The organism is Tunturiibacter gelidiferens (assembly GCF_014201335.1).
In the GTDB taxonomy this organism is placed as follows: Bacteria; Acidobacteriota; Terriglobia; order Terriglobales; family Acidobacteriaceae; genus Edaphobacter; species Edaphobacter lichenicola_E.
Genome location: NZ_JACHEB010000008.1, coordinates 218,962 through 232,799, shown reverse-complemented (window position 1 = coordinate 232,799; position 13,838 = coordinate 218,962). Strand labels below are relative to the sequence as shown.

Below are 13,838 nucleotides of genomic sequence, written 5' to 3'. Positions count from 1 at the left end.
GAGGCTTTTTCAGGCTCGTGTGACGGTTATTCCAAGTTTTTCGTAAGGGCGTAAGAGAGCTTTTTGCGCAGAGCGTTCTGTGATGATGCCGCTGATCTCCGAGAGGGGAACTACGACGTAGGGCGAGGCTGCGTTGAGCTTTTCGGAGGAGGCGAGAACGATGGTCTCCGCTGCTGCGTTGCTCAGAGCTCGCTTGATGGCGGCTTCTTCGTAGTCGCCTGTGGTGAGGCCGGTTTTTGGATGGATGCCGGTTACTCCCATGAAGTAGGTGTCTGCGTGGATTTGAGCGATCGCCTCGATTGCTGAGGCTCCGACGGCGACGACGGAGTGGCGGAAGAGGCGTCCTCCGATGAGAATGACTTCGATGTTCTGGTGGTCGATGAGCTCAATGGCGATGGCCGGGCTGTGGGTGACGACGGTGGCTTTCAGGTCGAGTGGGATGTGCCGCGCGACTTGTCGGGCAGTGGTGCCGCCGTCGAGGATTACGACCTGGCCGGGTTGAATCATCTTTGCTGCTGCTCGGCCGATGGCTACTTTGTCTTCGGGGGTGATGTGCTGGCGCACTGCGAAATCTGCGACCGCGGGGGAGGCGGGGAGGGCTCCGCCGTGGACGCGTTGGAGAAGACCCTCTTGGGCCATCTCTCGGAGGTCGCGACGGATGGTGTCTTCTGAGACGCCCATTGCGGCGCTTACTTCTTTTGCGATGACCTGGCCTTGGCGCTTGAGGATGGCGAGGATCTGCTGTTTTCTGTGAGTGGTTAGCATCTTCGTTGCTCACGATAATACTTGACTTTGCACGAAACTACACGATAAGGTTACGGCATGATGAATTTCGTGCAGGCGCCTTTAATAAAAGATCGTGTGCGGATCAAGAAAGTTGAGACGCTGTCGGATGACTGGTACGTGTTGAAGAAGACGACGTTTGATCTGCAGCGGAGCGATGGAACATGGCAGCAGCAGAGCAGGGAGACTTATGATCGCGGCAATGGCGCTACGATTTTGCTGTATAACCTGGAGCGGCGTTCGGTTGTGCTGACGCGGCAGTTTCGGTTTCCAGCTTTTGTGAATGGGCATCCGGGTTTGTTGATCGAGACGGCTGCAGGGCTTTTGGATGAGGCCAGTCCGGAGGAGCGGATCAAGGCGGAGGTGGAGGAGGAGACTGGATATCGTGTCGAGCATGTTCGGATGATCTTTGAGGCATTTATGAGTCCGGGGTCGGTGACTGAGAAGCTTTATTTCTTTGTGGCTGAGTACGACAGCGGGAGCAGGGTGACGGCTGGGGGCGGCAACTTCGTTGAGGGTGAAGATATTGAGGTTCTGGAGTTTTCGATCGAGGACGCGATGGCGGCGATTGAACTGGGGGAGATTGCGGACGGCAAGACGATCATGCTGCTGCAGTATGCCTTTATTCACGTGTTCAGCGAAAAAGGAAGAGTGGTTGAGGCTGTCTGCTGAGTGCTGTGACAGATTTCGGTGCGGAGGACTACAATTTCGAGCGCGGTGTAGGTAACGATCTCGAGGGAGTGGATTCTATGGCTACGATGACTGCGGTTCAGCCGGGGACTTTTGGGTTTCCTGTGTCGATCAAGAAACGGTATGAGAACTACATTGGCGGGGAGTGGGTGGCGCCTCTGTCGGGACAGTACTTTGAGAATGTGACGCCGGTGACGGGGCAGGTGCTGTGTGAGATTGCGCGTTCGAATGCGGCGGATGTGGACCGGGCGCTCGATGCGGCGCATGCAGCGAAGAAGGCTTGGGGCAAGACCTCGACGACGGAACGCGGCCGCATGCTGGAGAAGATTGCGCAGCGGATTGAAGACAATCTGGAGATGCTGGCGACGGTCGAGACTTGGGATAACGGTAAGCCGATTCGCGAGACGATGGCTGCGGATATGCCTTTGGCTGCCGATCACTTCCGTTATTTTGCGGGCGTGATCAGGGCGCAGGAGGGATCGATCTCGGAGATCGATAAGGACACGATTGCGTATCACTACCATGAGCCGCTGGGCGTAATTGGGCTGATTATTCCCTGGAACTTTCCGATTTTGATGGCGACATGGAAGCTGGCGCCGGCGTTGGCGGCAGGGAACTGCGTGGTGTTGAAACCTGCAGAGCAGACGCCGATGTCGATTCTGGTTTTGATGGAGTTGATCCAGGATATTCTGCCGCCGGGCGTGGTGAATATCGTCAATGGCTTTGGGTTGGAGGCGGGTAAGCCGCTGGCTTCGAGCAAACGCATCAACAAGATTGCGTTTACGGGGGAGACGACGACAGGGCGACTGATCATGCAGTACGCCTCGCAGAATATTATTCCGGTGACGCTCGAGCTTGGTGGGAAGAGCCCGAATATCTTCTTCAAGGATGTAGCGAGTGCGGATGATGCTTTCTTTGATAAGGCGCTCGAAGGCTTTACGATGTTTGCGCTGAATCAGGGCGAGGTGTGTACTTGCCCTTCACGCGCACTGATTCAGGACACGCTCTATGACGAGTTCATGGAGCGTGCCCTGAAGCGCGTTGGCGCGATCAAGCAGGGCAATCCGTTGGATAAGACGACCATGATTGGCGCGCAGGCCTCAAGCGAGCAGCTGGAGAAGATTCTGTCTTACTTCGACATCGGGAAGCAGGAGGGTGCGGAGGTGCTGGCGGGTGGGAAGCGTGCTGCTCAGACAGGCGATCTAGCGGAGGGGTTTTATATTGAACCGACCGTTTTTAAAGGCAACAACAAGATGCGCATCTTCCAGGAGGAGATCTTCGGACCGGTGGTTTCGGTGACGACGTTCCATGATGAGGAGGAAGCGTTGGCGTTGGCGAACGATACTTTGTATGGATTGGGTGCGGGTGTCTGGACAAGGGATATGAACCGGGCGTATCACTTCGGTAGGGGTATTGAGGCGGGACGGGTGTGGACGAACTGCTATCACCTGTATCCTGCTCACGCTGCGTTTGGAGGATATAAGCAGTCGGGTGTGGGACGAGAGAATCACAAGATGATGCTCGAACACTATCAGCAGACGAAGAATCAGCTGGTGAGCTATAGCCCGAATGCGATGGGATTTTTCTAGACGACAACAGCAGATCCCCTTCGGGGATGACAACTAGAAAGGCAAGTGCAGGTCTGGCGATGACAGAGGTACCGGAACAGGTTGTGACGACGCCTGCTGCTGTGGAGTTGATGAGCAGGTTGTCGAACAAACATGGGGAGCTGATGTTTCATCAGTCGGGAGGTTGCTGTGACGGCAGCTCCCCCATGTGCTATCCGCGAGGGGAGTTTTTGGTGGGGGATGGCGACGTGCTGCTGGCGACTCTGGGGGAGACTCCGTTTTATATGAGCGGGAGCCAGTTTGAGTATTGGAAGCATACGCAACTGATACTGGATGTGGTGCCTGGACGTGGGGGGATGTTTTCGCTAGAGAATGGGGAAGGTGTGCGGTTCCTGATCCGGTCCAGGGTTTTCACGGACGCGGAGATAGGTGCACTCAGGTTAGCCGGGCGGATCTGATAAAGGGAAAGCCCGGCGATGTTCTAAGCTTGTTTTTTTACTGCTAGACACTTGGCCATGATGGCGGAGTGGAGGCGCTCGCGAAGTCCGGGTGAGACTTCGTAGATCTCGTTGCCCTTGTAGACCTCGATGGTCTGGTGGGTCGTGTTGAGGACGACGCGGCAGTGTTGGCAGCCAGCAGTGTGTTCGCTGATCTCTTCGCGAAGTTCGATCGTGAGTTGGTCGTCGAAGTAGTCGGAAAGATGGCTCAATAGGTCCGTGCAGTTCATGCTGGCTGGCCCTCCTGCTTCTGCCGGAAGTATCTGCTGAGGCGCTCGCGCAGTTGAAGGCGCGCACGCAACAATCTGGATTTCACCGCGGGGACGCTCAAGCCGAGTGCCTCCGCAGTCTCTTCCGTGGAGAGATTTTCAACGTCTCGAAGAGTGAAGACGGTGCGAAAGCCTGGAGGAAGACCCTGGATGGTTTTGCGGAGGATCTCGGCGAGTTCTGCCTGGTTGTATTGCTGCTCGGGATTTGGCCTCCACTCGGCAAAGTCACGAGGGATAGAGCCTTCGTCGGTTTGGACGTCTTCGTCCATGGAAACGGTTTTGCTGGTCTTCCGCTTGCGCAGCCGCATAAGACTCTCGTTGACCGCAATGCGGACGAGCCAGGTCGAGAACTTGGAGTTTCCCTGGAACTGCTCCAGCTTCTCGTAGGCCTTGAGGAATGCATCCTGCGTAATGTCTTCGGCGTCTTCACGGTTTTGAGTAATATGCTGCGCGACCCGGAAGATCTGGCGCTCGTACTGACGGACCAGTTGCTCAAATGCTGCGGTATCCCCTTCTTTTGCGCGCGCTACGAGCGCTACGTCGGGGTGTACCTCTTCCGTGGCTGGGGATTGGATGGCGGGCATGAGTGAAAAGGTGCGGAAACAACGCTGAAATCGCCTCGTTACAGGAGCGCGCAGATCAGTATCTACAACATAGTAAATGTCGGTGGGTCAGAGAGCAAAGTTGTAGTGTTTGCGGGTCTTGGTTCCGTAGCTACTTAAAGCGGTTGCCGGAGAACAAAACCTGGGAGGTTTATGTTCTCCGGCGTTGCCGGACGTTGATGGCGCAGGGGGTTAGCCGCGGGCAAACTTGCGGCGGAGTGCGCCGGCCGCTCCGACGAGACCTGTGCCGAAGAGGATGAAGCTGCTTGGCTCGGGGGTCGCGGCCGCCGTGACATTGGTGAAGACGAAGTTGTCGTCGTTGTAGTCGAGGTCGGAGCCCGAGAGGGGTTTCAGGCCGGTGACTGGAAGATCTTCCATGCCGATGTAGGTACCAGCAGGAATTCCATTGAAACCGCCGGAGTAGGTGGCCGCGTAGGCGTGGTTGTAGCCGTCGTCATTGTAGTTGGCCGGTGAGGCGACGCCGAAGTAGTCGACGGAGCTGAAGTACTGGCCAGTCGAGACGTCGTCCAGGATGAAGACGAGCGAGTCGCCGGCTTTGACCGAGAGTGAGACGGACGAGCCGACGGCGGAGCTGTGGTTGTCGAGGGAGGGCGCGGTCATTGCGCCGGAGGTCTTGTCCCAGAGGATGATCTTGTCGTCGTTGCTCGCGTCGGAGGCGTAGAAGTAGGCTGTTACCTTGCCGGTTGCTGTGGCGGTGAAGACGTTGTCCGGGGCAAGTTGGCCGATGTTTCCGTAGGGGATTGCGTCGGCAAATAGATGAGATGAACCGAAGGCGAGAACAGCAGTGAAAAGAAGTGAGGTTAGGCGCATGAGAGTTCCTCTGGGTAAATCTGGTGACGGCTTTCTGGGGGAAGAGAAAGCAATCGCGAGACCAAAGATGCATCTGGTTGCATATCTGCACTTACCTGCATCTATTCGGCTGAAAATGGAAATTGTTTACCGCTACGGTGGAAAATAACTTTCAACTCGTCATCGTGGGAGGGATGTGGTCGATAGGACAATCATGAGGTCGAGCCGGGCGCATCTCATGGGATATCCGAAGTATCTGTAGTGGTTCGGGTTCGATTGGTGCTGCAAACGCGCAGCCGGGCAGCTTAGAGTGGAAGATGTGAGTTGGAGAGAATAAGGGAACAATGGTAACCATCGTGGGTAATGTTAGGCGGGCGATGGTTGTCGCCATTTTGATTGGGATCAGCATGTCGCCCGCGGGGGACGGCCTGTTCGCGCAGACGTCGACGACGACAGCGCCTGCGACGCATGCCAAAAAACCGGTGTCCAAAACTGGGACAACGTCTGCGGATGCTGGGAAGGCTGCGGGCACTAAGTCGAAGGCTTCGAGTGCGAAGGCAAAGAGCGGGGCGTCAAGTAAGACGACGACAAAGAAGGGCGCTGCGACTCGGAAGAAACATATCGTTTCGCGGAAGCCGACGGCGCAGACGATTCATTTGACCAGCGCGTTCAAGGCTTCGGAGCAGCTTCGTCCGATGGCCCAGCAATTGGCGTCGACGCGATCGCCGGCGGCTTATAGTGGCGTGCAGGCGTATGCGCGGCAGCATCCGGGGGAGGGGGCCGCTGCGGCGTACCTGGCACTGGGGCACGCGGCGACGCTCGACCACCGGTACGACGATGCGGTGCACAGCTTCCTGCTGGCGAATACGAGTGGCACGGCGTTGGACGACTATGCGGATTATCTGGGAGCGCAGGCGGCGGTGCAGGCGGGGCATGGCGCGGATGCGTATGGGCTGCTGGACAACTTCGCAGTACGGCATCCGGAGAGCATCTTCGACGCGAATGCTCCGGTTCTGTTGGCGAACGCTCATCTGCAACAGAACGACCCTCCGGGGGCGTTGAAGGTTCTGGTGCCGCTGGCTGATTCGGCGCAGGCATCGCATGTGGATTTTCGTTATGCGCTGGCCCGGGCTTATCAGATGTCCGGAGATACAACGCATGCGGCTTCCATTTATCGGAATTTATATGTCGGGTTTCCTCTGAGTGTGGAGGCGGGGCAGGCATCGTCGCAGTTGCAGGCGATGAATATGCCGCTGACGGCTGGAGAACGTAAGGTTCATGCCGATCAACTGTTCAATGCCAAGCGATACGCCGAGGCGGGGGAGGAGTATCACTCGATTGAACGGGATGGTTCGCTGAGTGCGGCGGACCATGATGCTCTGCTGATCTATGCGGCGGCCTGCGATATGAGGATGAAGCATATCAGCAGGCGAGAGGTGGAGAAGCTACCGGACACGAAAGATGACAGCGCGGCATTGAAGTTGTACCTGCTTGCGGAGTTGTCACGCACCGAGAATGATCAGACTGCGCATGATGCGCTGATTGCGCATATGGTGAGGGATTTTCCAACTAGCAGATGGCTGGAAGAGGCGTTGTATTCGGGCGGAAACATGTACCTGTTGAAGCACGATCCGCAACAGGCTACCTACCACTACGCTTTGCTGGTGAAGTTGTTTCCGAAGAGTACCTATGCGGCTTCGGCACACTGGCGCGCGGCATGGATGAACTATCGGCTGCATAACTATCCGGAAGCGGCGCGGTTAATGGATGAGCAGATTGAGATGTTTCCGGCGGGGATTGAGGCTCCGGGAGCTCTCTATTGGCGGGGGCGAATCTTCGAGGACGAGGAGAAGAACTTTGGGCAGGCGGTGAACTACTATCACGCGCTGACGGCCTCTTATGTGAACTCGTACTATGCGGGACTGGCGAGGCAACGGCTCAGTGTGCTGAAGACGCAGGCGACGGATGTTGCTCCTGCGGCGGCTTTGAGCTCGGTGCGTGTGCCGGTGATTCCGGAGTTGACTGGGGAGTTGCCGGAGAACGAGCCTCATCTGATCAAGGCGAGGCTGTTGGCGAATGCGGCGCTTAATGAGTACATCGGGCCGGAGATTCAGGCAAGCTCCACTTCGAGTGAGTGGGGGGCGCTGGCGCAGGCTGAGATCTACTCGTCCTATGGTGAGACGACAAGGGCGATTCAGTCGATGAAGCATAGCGGGATCTCCTTTTTTTCGATTCCGCTCGACCAGGTTCCGACGGTGTATTGGAAACTCTTGTTTCCGCAGCCGTATTGGGCGGATTTGACAGCGAATGCGCAGCAGAACGGACTGGATCCTTATCTAGTGGCGTCACTGATTCGGCAGGAGTCGGAGTTCAATGCCGGAGTTGTGAGTCATGCGAATGCGTGGGGGTTGATGCAGCTGCTGCCTTCGGTGGGGAAGGCTCAGGCGAAGAGGCAGAAGATGAAGGGCTTCAATGCGAATGAGCTGTTAAATCCTTCGGTGAATCTGGAGCTGGGAACAGCGAATCTGCGGCAGGTACTGGATAGATTTGGAGGGCAGGCTGAGTATGCTCTGGCGGCTTACAACGCAGGAGATGTGCCGGTGCGGCAGTGGCAGGCAATTGGGGATTACAAAGATATTCCGGAGTTTGTAGAGTCGATTCCATACACCGAGACAAGGGAGTATGTGCAGGCGATTCTGCGGAACCGTGAGATCTATCATGCTTTGTATGCGACGCCTTAGAAGAGAACCTTGCTCGCATCTTGTGTGTGCAAAATGTGGGATTGACAGAGACGGGAAATCCGTTATTCTTTGCACCAGAAGTAGTGCATGGGCGACCAGGCACAAAGTCATCCAGGAGGTCTCTTCCGCAGCCTAAGTGATCAGCATTGGCGCTAGAACGTGAGTGAATGCAGACAACCGTTGGAAGAAGAGGCAAGCATGGTAGCGGAACTAAATCTTCTTGAAGTGTGGATCCCGGAGCAGATGCAGCCGGGTACGTTGTTTCTGCTGGAGCAGGCGGGTGACTTGGGGAAGGCGGATAACCCTTACTGGGCGGTGCTTGCGTGCCCGTCGTGCGGCTCGCTGGGATTGATTACGAGACAACAGTGTGCTGGGCTCGAGGCTATGATCTGCGGGGCTTCGGATTGCTCAGCAGAGTATTTTCTTGAAGATCAGACAATTCGGTATCGACTGGCGAACTGACGTTTTGGCAGCGATCGTGATTGTGCAGTGATCGTTGAGGTCATTCGTGTCTCAGAGCTACGACGGGGTCCATGCGTGAGGCGCGCACTGCGGGGAGAAGCCCGGAGATGACGCCGACTGCAGCGAGGATGGCGAACGAGACGAGCATGATGGTGGGTGATGCGCGAAGGATGATGTCGCCTTCGTGGTTGGCGGTCTTGTAGATGTCGGAGTAAAGCGGCATCGGTGGGATGAGATACGCGACGATAACGGCTACAACCATCCCGATGATGCCTGCGAGAAAGGTCAGGGTCAGGCTCTCGAGTAGAAACTGCGTGAGGATGTCTTTGCGGCGGGCCCCGAGTGCTTTCAGGAGGCCGATCTCGCGTGTGCGCTCGGTGACTGAGACAAGCATGATGTTCATGACGCCGACACCGCCGACGCCGAGCGTCATGGCACCGATGATGCCGAGAAGAAGATCGAGCGCGGTGCTGAACTGCATGATCTCGGCCGAGTCGGCTACTGTATCCCAGGTGGGGACGGCTTTGTCGTCCTTGGGATCGAAGTGGTGTCGCTGGGCAAGAACGGCGCGTACGGCTTGCAGGGCCTTGAGGTGGAGTTCAGGCGCGCTGGGTTGGAAGACGATGCTTCCTGGGTCGCGTTCGTTGCGGAGAAGGCGCATCATGTCGAATGGCACGAAGGCGTTCTCGTTGTCGGGGCCGTTGTTGGAGGAGTCCTGAATTTTATTTTTGAGGACGCCTATGACTTGAAAGACGTGGCCTTCAATCTCGACGGACTCGCCGACGGGGGGGTAACCGTTGAAGAGTTTTTGGGCGGCGTGTGGCCCGAAGATGACGACCTGGCGATGATCGGTGAAGTCGGCAGCTTCGAAGTAGCGGCCTTGATCGATGTTGAGTCTGCGCATGCCGCCGTACGGGAAGTCGATGGCTTTGCTCTGGATGTTGACGACTTTCGGGCCGTATTTGAAGCTGAAGCCGTCGTCGGTCTCGGAGCTGACGGCTTTGAGGAAGGGAACTGCTTCGCGTACGGCTTCTGTATCGCCGTCGAGGAACTTTACTTTTTTGCCGGATCGCTCGCCGCCGGCCTGCATGCTGGTTTGGCCTCCCCATATCATGATGACGTTGTCACCAAGGCCCATGAAGCCGTTGAGCACGCCTTCGCCGAGGCTCTTGCCGTAGCTGAGCAGAAGGACTACCGTTACGAGTCCCCAGATGATGCCGAGCATGGTGAGACCCGAGCGGAGGCGATTGCGGAGGAGTGAGTCGAAGCTTTGGCGAATGATTTCACGCAGGTTCATCTCTACTCTGTCCTCAGGCATTCCATAGGACTAAGGTTGGCGGCACGCAATGCGGGATACATTCCTGCGAAGACGGTGATGGCTGCAAGAGTGGTGAGCGATGCAGCAATGGCCAACGGAGAGATTACTGGGTGCGGAACGAAGTCAGGCAGTGGGATGTACCGCATCACGATGCAGACGCCAACTCCTAGCGCCAAGCCCGCGAACCCGCTTACCAGTGTGATGATTGAGGACTCGACAAGGAATTGGCGTTTTATATCGATAGCGGTGGCACCGAGCGCTTTTCGAACGCCGATTTCGCGGGTGCGTTCGGTGACTGCGACCAACATGATGTTCATGACGCCGATGCCTCCGAGAGCGAGGGTGAGGAGAGCTACTGCTCCGAAGAAGAAGGTCATGACGCTGAAGATGCGCTCGGTGAACTTCGAGCCTTCAAGGGTATCCCAAACCCAGAGGGCTTCTTTGTCATCGGGATTATAGTGATGGCGCTCGGCTATGATTCTGGAGACTTGGGCTAGTGCTTTTTCGTGCAGCTCGGGCGATATAGGTTGGACTACGATGTTGTTGACGTATCCTCGGATGACTCCGGGACCTTCGGTGGGTGGGAAGTCGCGGGCCATGGCGGAGTACGTGGTGAAGAGTTGCGTGTTGTCGGGACCGCTGCCGTAACTGCCATTTTGTTTCTTTTTCGCGAGGACTCCGACGACGGTGTACTGGTAGCCGCTTACCATCAGTGGTTGTCCGATGACTGCTTTACCGGGGAAGAGCTGCCGGTTTGCTTCAGCGCCGAGGAGGATGACGCGCGCTCCTTCGGCTTCGTCCTGATCGGTCATGAGGCGTCCCTGCTCGACGGCGAGCGAACGGAATTGCTGATACTGCGGCCATACTCCGCGAACTGCACGGTTAGCTGCGTTCCACTGGCTGACTTCGGAGACGCTGCGGCGCAGTTCGGGGCTTACCGTTTTGACCAGCGAGGCCTGTTGCTGGATGGCGATGGCGTCATCGATGGTGAGGTAGATGTCGCGGCCGGCCGCGTATCCTCCGGCCTGGGCTCCAGTCTTTCCTCCGAAGATGATGGCGATGTCGGTCCCGATGGTCCGGAGGTGCTCTTTCTGATCGACGTTAAACCCGATGCCGAGGCCGACGAGAAGGATCACCGAAGTGATTCCCCAGGCGATGCCGAACATCGTCAGGAAGCTGCGGAGTTTAGTGTCCCAGAGGGCAGACAGCGTTTGTATCAGAATTTCCTGGAGAGGCATAGCTGGAGATCGACCCCGGAATAAAATGCGAGCTTCGTTCGGAAGATACGTAGAAATGCTCGCAGATGTTCCTTTGCAGGGGGAGTTTTGAAGAATGCGTTAAGATGGTGCAGGCGGGTGTAATCTCGCGCGAGCCCGGATGGTGAAATCGGCAGACACAGCGGACTTAAAATTCGCAGAGAGCAATCTCGTGGGGGTTCAAGTCCCCCTCCGGGCACCAATCAAATCAGTAACTTACGGCATCAGTGAACTGTAGTCGAAGCTCGTGGGGCTACAGTTGGGACTACAGTTGGCGACTCTGCACCCAAGAGTCGCTGCATGACGTTGCTCGCCTCGTTACGCTGCCCCGCGACGACGTGAGCATAGAACTCAGCAGTGATCTGAGCGCTCGAATGCCCGAGCATCTCTTGAATCATCGAGAGATTGACTCCGTTCGCGTGCAGCAGCGTCGCAGCAGTGTGACGCAGATCGTGAAAGCGAACGTGGCGAATCTTCGCAACGCGAAGAGCTTCGTCGTGATCTGTGTTGATTCTTTCAGGCGCAACCGCAGCACCGTCGCGAGACGTGAAGACGAAGCCGGTGTCTTGCCATTTCTTTCCAGCGTTGAGTCGCTCTTGCTCTTGAATCACTCGACGACGTTCGAGCGCTGCGACGCAGAACGATGGCAGCGCAATCTTTCGACGTGAGCTTTTCGTCTTGACGTCGAGGAGCTTGACGCCCTCTCCTTTCACGCGTGATCGACTCTGCGTGACGTTGAGCTGAGCTGCGGTGTGCTCTTCATTGAGCCACGTGACATTCTCATCCCACTTGAGAGCGATGACTTCGCCCTTGCGCAGACCGACACCAAGAGCGAGCACAGCAGTCGCCTCATAGCGGTCTCCGACTCGCGTCTTCATGTAGTCAATCGCCTCTTGAGCTGTCAGAGGAGACGCGTCATATTTGATCTGCTTTGGCGGCGTCGCACCTCTCGCTGGATTGGTCGAGATGAGACCCCACTTCACTGCCGTCGAGAGCGCTGTTCTCAGCGTCGCGTGAGCACGCTTGATCGATGTCGGACTGAGACGCTCAATCGTCGGCTTCTCTCTGCCGTGACCACTCTGCGCGTGTCGCTTCGTCGGCGACAGCTCGCTCATTTTTTTCATCCACTCTTGAATCGTTGGAACATTCAACTGATCGAGCTGCATCGCGCCGAGCATCGGGACGATATACATGCGACTCGTCTGCTCATACCCGCGATAAGAGTTGGGCGACTTGTTGGGCTTCACCTGAACGTCGAGCCATCGCGCTATGTGTTGACTAACGGTCAATCGTTTTGAATTGCTCGACGTGCCGAGCGAGATATTCTTCACCGCGTCTTTGATCGCTTCGACAACCTCGTCGCGTCGTTGTCGCTTGAAGAACACTCTGATCGCCTTGCCGCTCGGGTCGTGACCGAGCATGACTGCGCCAATCCAGCCCTTACCATCGGCTCGTTTACGGATACTTCCCTCTCTGTTCCCTCGTCGCTTGCTCATTTTTGTTGTTTCCTCCGCTGCTACGACGCGAATTATATTGCTCCGCGTAAGTGCTCTCTTTTCAACTCGCAAATCTGCACAACGCGCAACGTGTAATAAGTTGTTGATTACAAACGACTTGACACGCAATGACGAGAAGGCTATCACGTGAATAGCGAGGTACGCAATGAATGCAAAAGCACAGACTGAGGCAGAGACCGTCACCATTCGAGAGCTTCACGAGAAGCTCGGCGTCCAAGCTATTTCTCGCGGTGCCATCTACGAAGCCATCAAGCGCGGGGAGATTCCGCACGTCCGATTGGGAGGTCGAATCCTGATTTTGAGGAGCTGGGTGTCGACCGTGCTCGGCAACAAAAAGTAAGAGGCCGAGCGGCTCGACGCTCGACCCCTTTTTTAGCACGGAGAAACCAATGGATGCGATTACCGTACCACACGGTGCCTTCTCATGAAGCGTGAGGCACCTTCCAATTCGAAGATGAAACGGCTGTGCCGTCTGCTCGACTTGCCGCTCTATCAGGCAGTCGGGCTGTTAGAACTGCTCTGGCACACAGCCGCAAAAGAGACGCCCCGAGGCGACATCGGCAAGCTGTCGAACGAAAGCATTGCGATGTCGGTCGACTATCGCGGCAACGAGGATGTTCTGATCGACGGTCTCGTAAAAACGGGTTGGCTTGACCGAAGTGTCACTCACAGACTCTTGATTCACGACTGGCACGAACATGCCGACGAGGCTGTAAAAAAGAAGCTCACCCGATCCGGTCGCACCTTCATCGTTGAAGGTCGTGTCGAGACAAACAGTCCAAATGTCGAGACAAACAGTCGAAATGGCAGCCTTCCGCGCGCGGGCGCGGGACCAGAGCCAGAGCCAGAGCCAGAGCCAGAGCCAGAGCCAAATACAAAAACAAACTCTCTTGTGCCTTCGGCACTGTCGACGCAAATCGTCGACGAGACACCGCTCATTTTGAAATCACCTGAGAAGCGAAAGCTAACACCCGACGACTATGTAAACTTCTGGAACCAAGAGCGCGGCACGCTCGCAAAGGTGATTCTCCCCATCAGCAAAAGTCGCAAGGCAAAACTTAAGACACGAATCAGTAGTGGTCTGACGCCGACGAAGTTCAAAGAAGCTATCGAGAAAATTCACACGACGCCTTATTGTCTGGGCGACAACAACAACGGGTGGCGCGTCAACTTCGACTTTCTCATCGAGAATGACGACAACATTGACAAGATCCTCGGCGGCAACTACGACCGCCCATCGAAGAAACCGACTGTGGCTCGTGAGTTCATGAAACCGTTCTCGGCGGTGGCGCGATGAATCTGCAACTCGAAGACAAGGATAACTA

Annotated in this window: 14 protein-coding genes and 1 tRNA gene; 8 read left to right on the top strand and 7 right to left on the bottom strand. The window is 56.4% G+C overall.

The window, feature by feature from the left end; genetic code table 11:
• Positions 1-9: 9 nt before the first annotated feature.
• On the bottom strand, positions 10-765 hold the full coding sequence (locus HDF14_RS17185; RefSeq protein ID WP_183979004.1) for a DeoR/GlpR family DNA-binding transcription regulator: 756 nt from the start codon (positions 763-765) through the stop codon (positions 10-12).
• 57 nt (positions 766-822) lie between these two features.
• On the opposite strand from HDF14_RS17185, the gene HDF14_RS17180 reads away from it, so the two are divergent.
• From HDF14_RS17180 to HDF14_RS17170, 3 genes are all read left to right on the top strand, one after another.
• On the top strand, positions 823-1,455 hold the full coding sequence (locus HDF14_RS17180) for an NUDIX domain-containing protein (RefSeq protein WP_221304748.1): 633 nt from the start codon (positions 823-825) through the stop codon (positions 1,453-1,455).
• Between the two features lie 77 nt (positions 1,456-1,532).
• Entirely contained in the window at positions 1,533-3,062 is a 1,530-nt protein-coding gene (gene adh / locus HDF14_RS17175; RefSeq protein ID WP_221304747.1) for an aldehyde dehydrogenase, read from the top strand.
• Between the two features lie 26 nt (positions 3,063-3,088).
• Positions 3,089-3,499, top strand: coding sequence for a DUF779 domain-containing protein (locus tag HDF14_RS17170; protein ID WP_260698346.1), 411 nt, complete (start codon positions 3,089-3,091; stop codon positions 3,497-3,499).
• A gap of 23 nt (positions 3,500-3,522) precedes the next feature.
• Here the strand turns inward: HDF14_RS17170 and HDF14_RS17165 are convergent, their stop codons facing one another.
• From HDF14_RS17165 to HDF14_RS17155, 3 genes are all read right to left on the bottom strand, one after another.
• Entirely contained in the window at positions 3,523-3,768 is a 246-nt protein-coding gene (locus tag HDF14_RS17165) for an anti-sigma factor family protein (RefSeq protein ID WP_183979002.1), read from the bottom strand.
• Positions 3,765-4,391 carry an RNA polymerase sigma factor gene (locus tag HDF14_RS17160; protein ID WP_183979000.1) on the bottom strand — a complete coding sequence of 209 codons (627 nt, stop codon included), beginning with the start codon at positions 4,389-4,391 and terminating at the stop codon, positions 3,765-3,767. Before HDF14_RS17160 ends, HDF14_RS17165 begins: the two co-directional genes overlap by 4 nt.
• Before the next feature lie 210 nt (positions 4,392-4,601).
• Positions 4,602-5,240 (bottom strand): PEP-CTERM sorting domain-containing protein, encoded by a 639-nt coding sequence (locus HDF14_RS17155; RefSeq protein WP_183978998.1) that lies wholly within the window; start codon positions 5,238-5,240, stop codon positions 4,602-4,604.
• A 323-nt stretch (positions 5,241-5,563) separates the two neighbouring features.
• On the opposite strand from HDF14_RS17155, the gene HDF14_RS17150 reads away from it, so the two are divergent.
• The gene (locus HDF14_RS17150; RefSeq protein ID WP_260698345.1) at positions 5,564-7,960 is read left to right on the top strand and encodes a transglycosylase SLT domain-containing protein; all 2,397 of its coding nucleotides are present in this window, start codon (positions 5,564-5,566) and stop codon (positions 7,958-7,960) included.
• 198 nt (positions 7,961-8,158) lie between these two features.
• Positions 8,159-8,422, top strand: coding sequence for a hypothetical protein (locus tag HDF14_RS17145; protein ID WP_183978996.1), 264 nt, complete (start codon positions 8,159-8,161; stop codon positions 8,420-8,422).
• Positions 8,423-8,462: 40 nt separating this feature from the next.
• Here HDF14_RS17145 and HDF14_RS17140 read toward each other — a convergent pair whose 3' ends face one another.
• Together HDF14_RS17140 and HDF14_RS17135 are read right to left on the bottom strand one after the other, a co-directional pair.
• A complete protein-coding gene (locus HDF14_RS17140; RefSeq protein WP_183978994.1) occupies positions 8,463-9,719 on the bottom strand; it encodes an ABC transporter permease in 1,257 nt (418 codons plus the stop codon).
• A gap of 2 nt (positions 9,720-9,721) precedes the next feature.
• Positions 9,722-10,978: an ABC transporter permease gene (locus tag HDF14_RS17135; RefSeq protein ID WP_183978992.1), complete on the bottom strand. Its 1,257-nt coding sequence runs from the start codon at positions 10,976-10,978 to the stop codon at positions 9,722-9,724.
• Positions 10,979-11,111: 133 nt separating this feature from the next.
• Between HDF14_RS17135 and HDF14_RS17130 the strand changes: the two genes are divergently transcribed.
• Positions 11,112-11,198, top strand: a tRNA-Leu gene (locus HDF14_RS17130).
• Positions 11,199-11,220: 22 nt separating this feature from the next.
• On the opposite strand, the gene HDF14_RS17125 is transcribed toward HDF14_RS17130, so the two are convergent.
• A complete protein-coding gene (locus HDF14_RS17125; RefSeq protein ID WP_183978990.1) occupies positions 11,221-12,492 on the bottom strand; it encodes a tyrosine-type recombinase/integrase in 1,272 nt (423 codons plus the stop codon).
• A gap of 166 nt (positions 12,493-12,658) precedes the next feature.
• On the opposite strand from HDF14_RS17125, the gene HDF14_RS17120 reads away from it, so the two are divergent.
• Together HDF14_RS17120 and HDF14_RS17115 are read left to right on the top strand one after the other, a co-directional pair.
• Positions 12,659-12,853 (top strand): helix-turn-helix domain-containing protein, encoded by a 195-nt coding sequence (locus HDF14_RS17120; protein ID WP_183978988.1) that lies wholly within the window; start codon positions 12,659-12,661, stop codon positions 12,851-12,853.
• An 84-nt stretch (positions 12,854-12,937) separates the two neighbouring features.
• The gene (locus HDF14_RS17115; RefSeq protein WP_183978986.1) at positions 12,938-13,810 is read left to right on the top strand and encodes a hypothetical protein; all 873 of its coding nucleotides are present in this window, start codon (positions 12,938-12,940) and stop codon (positions 13,808-13,810) included.
• The last annotated feature ends 28 nt before the right edge of the window (positions 13,811-13,838 follow it).

Bases quoted from the DNA above. Each gene is read 5' to 3' on its own strand.
- HDF14_RS17150 (WP_260698345.1), top strand. From the start codon at position 5,564: ATGGTAACCATCGTGGGTAATGTTAGGCGGGCGATGGTTGTCGCCATT.
- HDF14_RS17180 (WP_221304748.1), top strand. From the start codon at position 823: ATGATGAATTTCGTGCAGGCGCCTTTAATAAAAGATCGTGTGCGGATC.
- HDF14_RS17115 (WP_183978986.1), top strand. From the start codon at position 12,938: ATGAAGCGTGAGGCACCTTCCAATTCGAAGATGAAACGGCTGTGCCGT.
- HDF14_RS17140 (WP_183978994.1), bottom strand. From the start codon at position 9,719: ATGAACCTGCGTGAAATCATTCGCCAAAGCTTCGACTCACTCCTCCGC.
- HDF14_RS17170 (WP_260698346.1), top strand. From the start codon at position 3,089: ATGACAACTAGAAAGGCAAGTGCAGGTCTGGCGATGACAGAGGTACCG.
- HDF14_RS17120 (WP_183978988.1), top strand. From the start codon at position 12,659: ATGAATGCAAAAGCACAGACTGAGGCAGAGACCGTCACCATTCGAGAG.
- HDF14_RS17145 (WP_183978996.1), top strand. From the start codon at position 8,159: ATGGTAGCGGAACTAAATCTTCTTGAAGTGTGGATCCCGGAGCAGATG.
- adh (WP_221304747.1), top strand. From the start codon at position 1,533: ATGGCTACGATGACTGCGGTTCAGCCGGGGACTTTTGGGTTTCCTGTG.
- HDF14_RS17185 (WP_183979004.1), bottom strand. From the start codon at position 765: ATGCTAACCACTCACAGAAAACAGCAGATCCTCGCCATCCTCAAGCGC.
- HDF14_RS17165 (WP_183979002.1), bottom strand. From the start codon at position 3,768: ATGAACTGCACGGACCTATTGAGCCATCTTTCCGACTACTTCGACGAC.
- HDF14_RS17125 (WP_183978990.1), bottom strand. From the start codon at position 12,492: ATGAGCAAGCGACGAGGGAACAGAGAGGGAAGTATCCGTAAACGAGCC.
- HDF14_RS17135 (WP_183978992.1), bottom strand. From the start codon at position 10,978: ATGCCTCTCCAGGAAATTCTGATACAAACGCTGTCTGCCCTCTGGGAC.
- HDF14_RS17160 (WP_183979000.1), bottom strand. From the start codon at position 4,391: ATGCCCGCCATCCAATCCCCAGCCACGGAAGAGGTACACCCCGACGTA.
- HDF14_RS17155 (WP_183978998.1), bottom strand. From the start codon at position 5,240: ATGCGCCTAACCTCACTTCTTTTCACTGCTGTTCTCGCCTTCGGTTCA.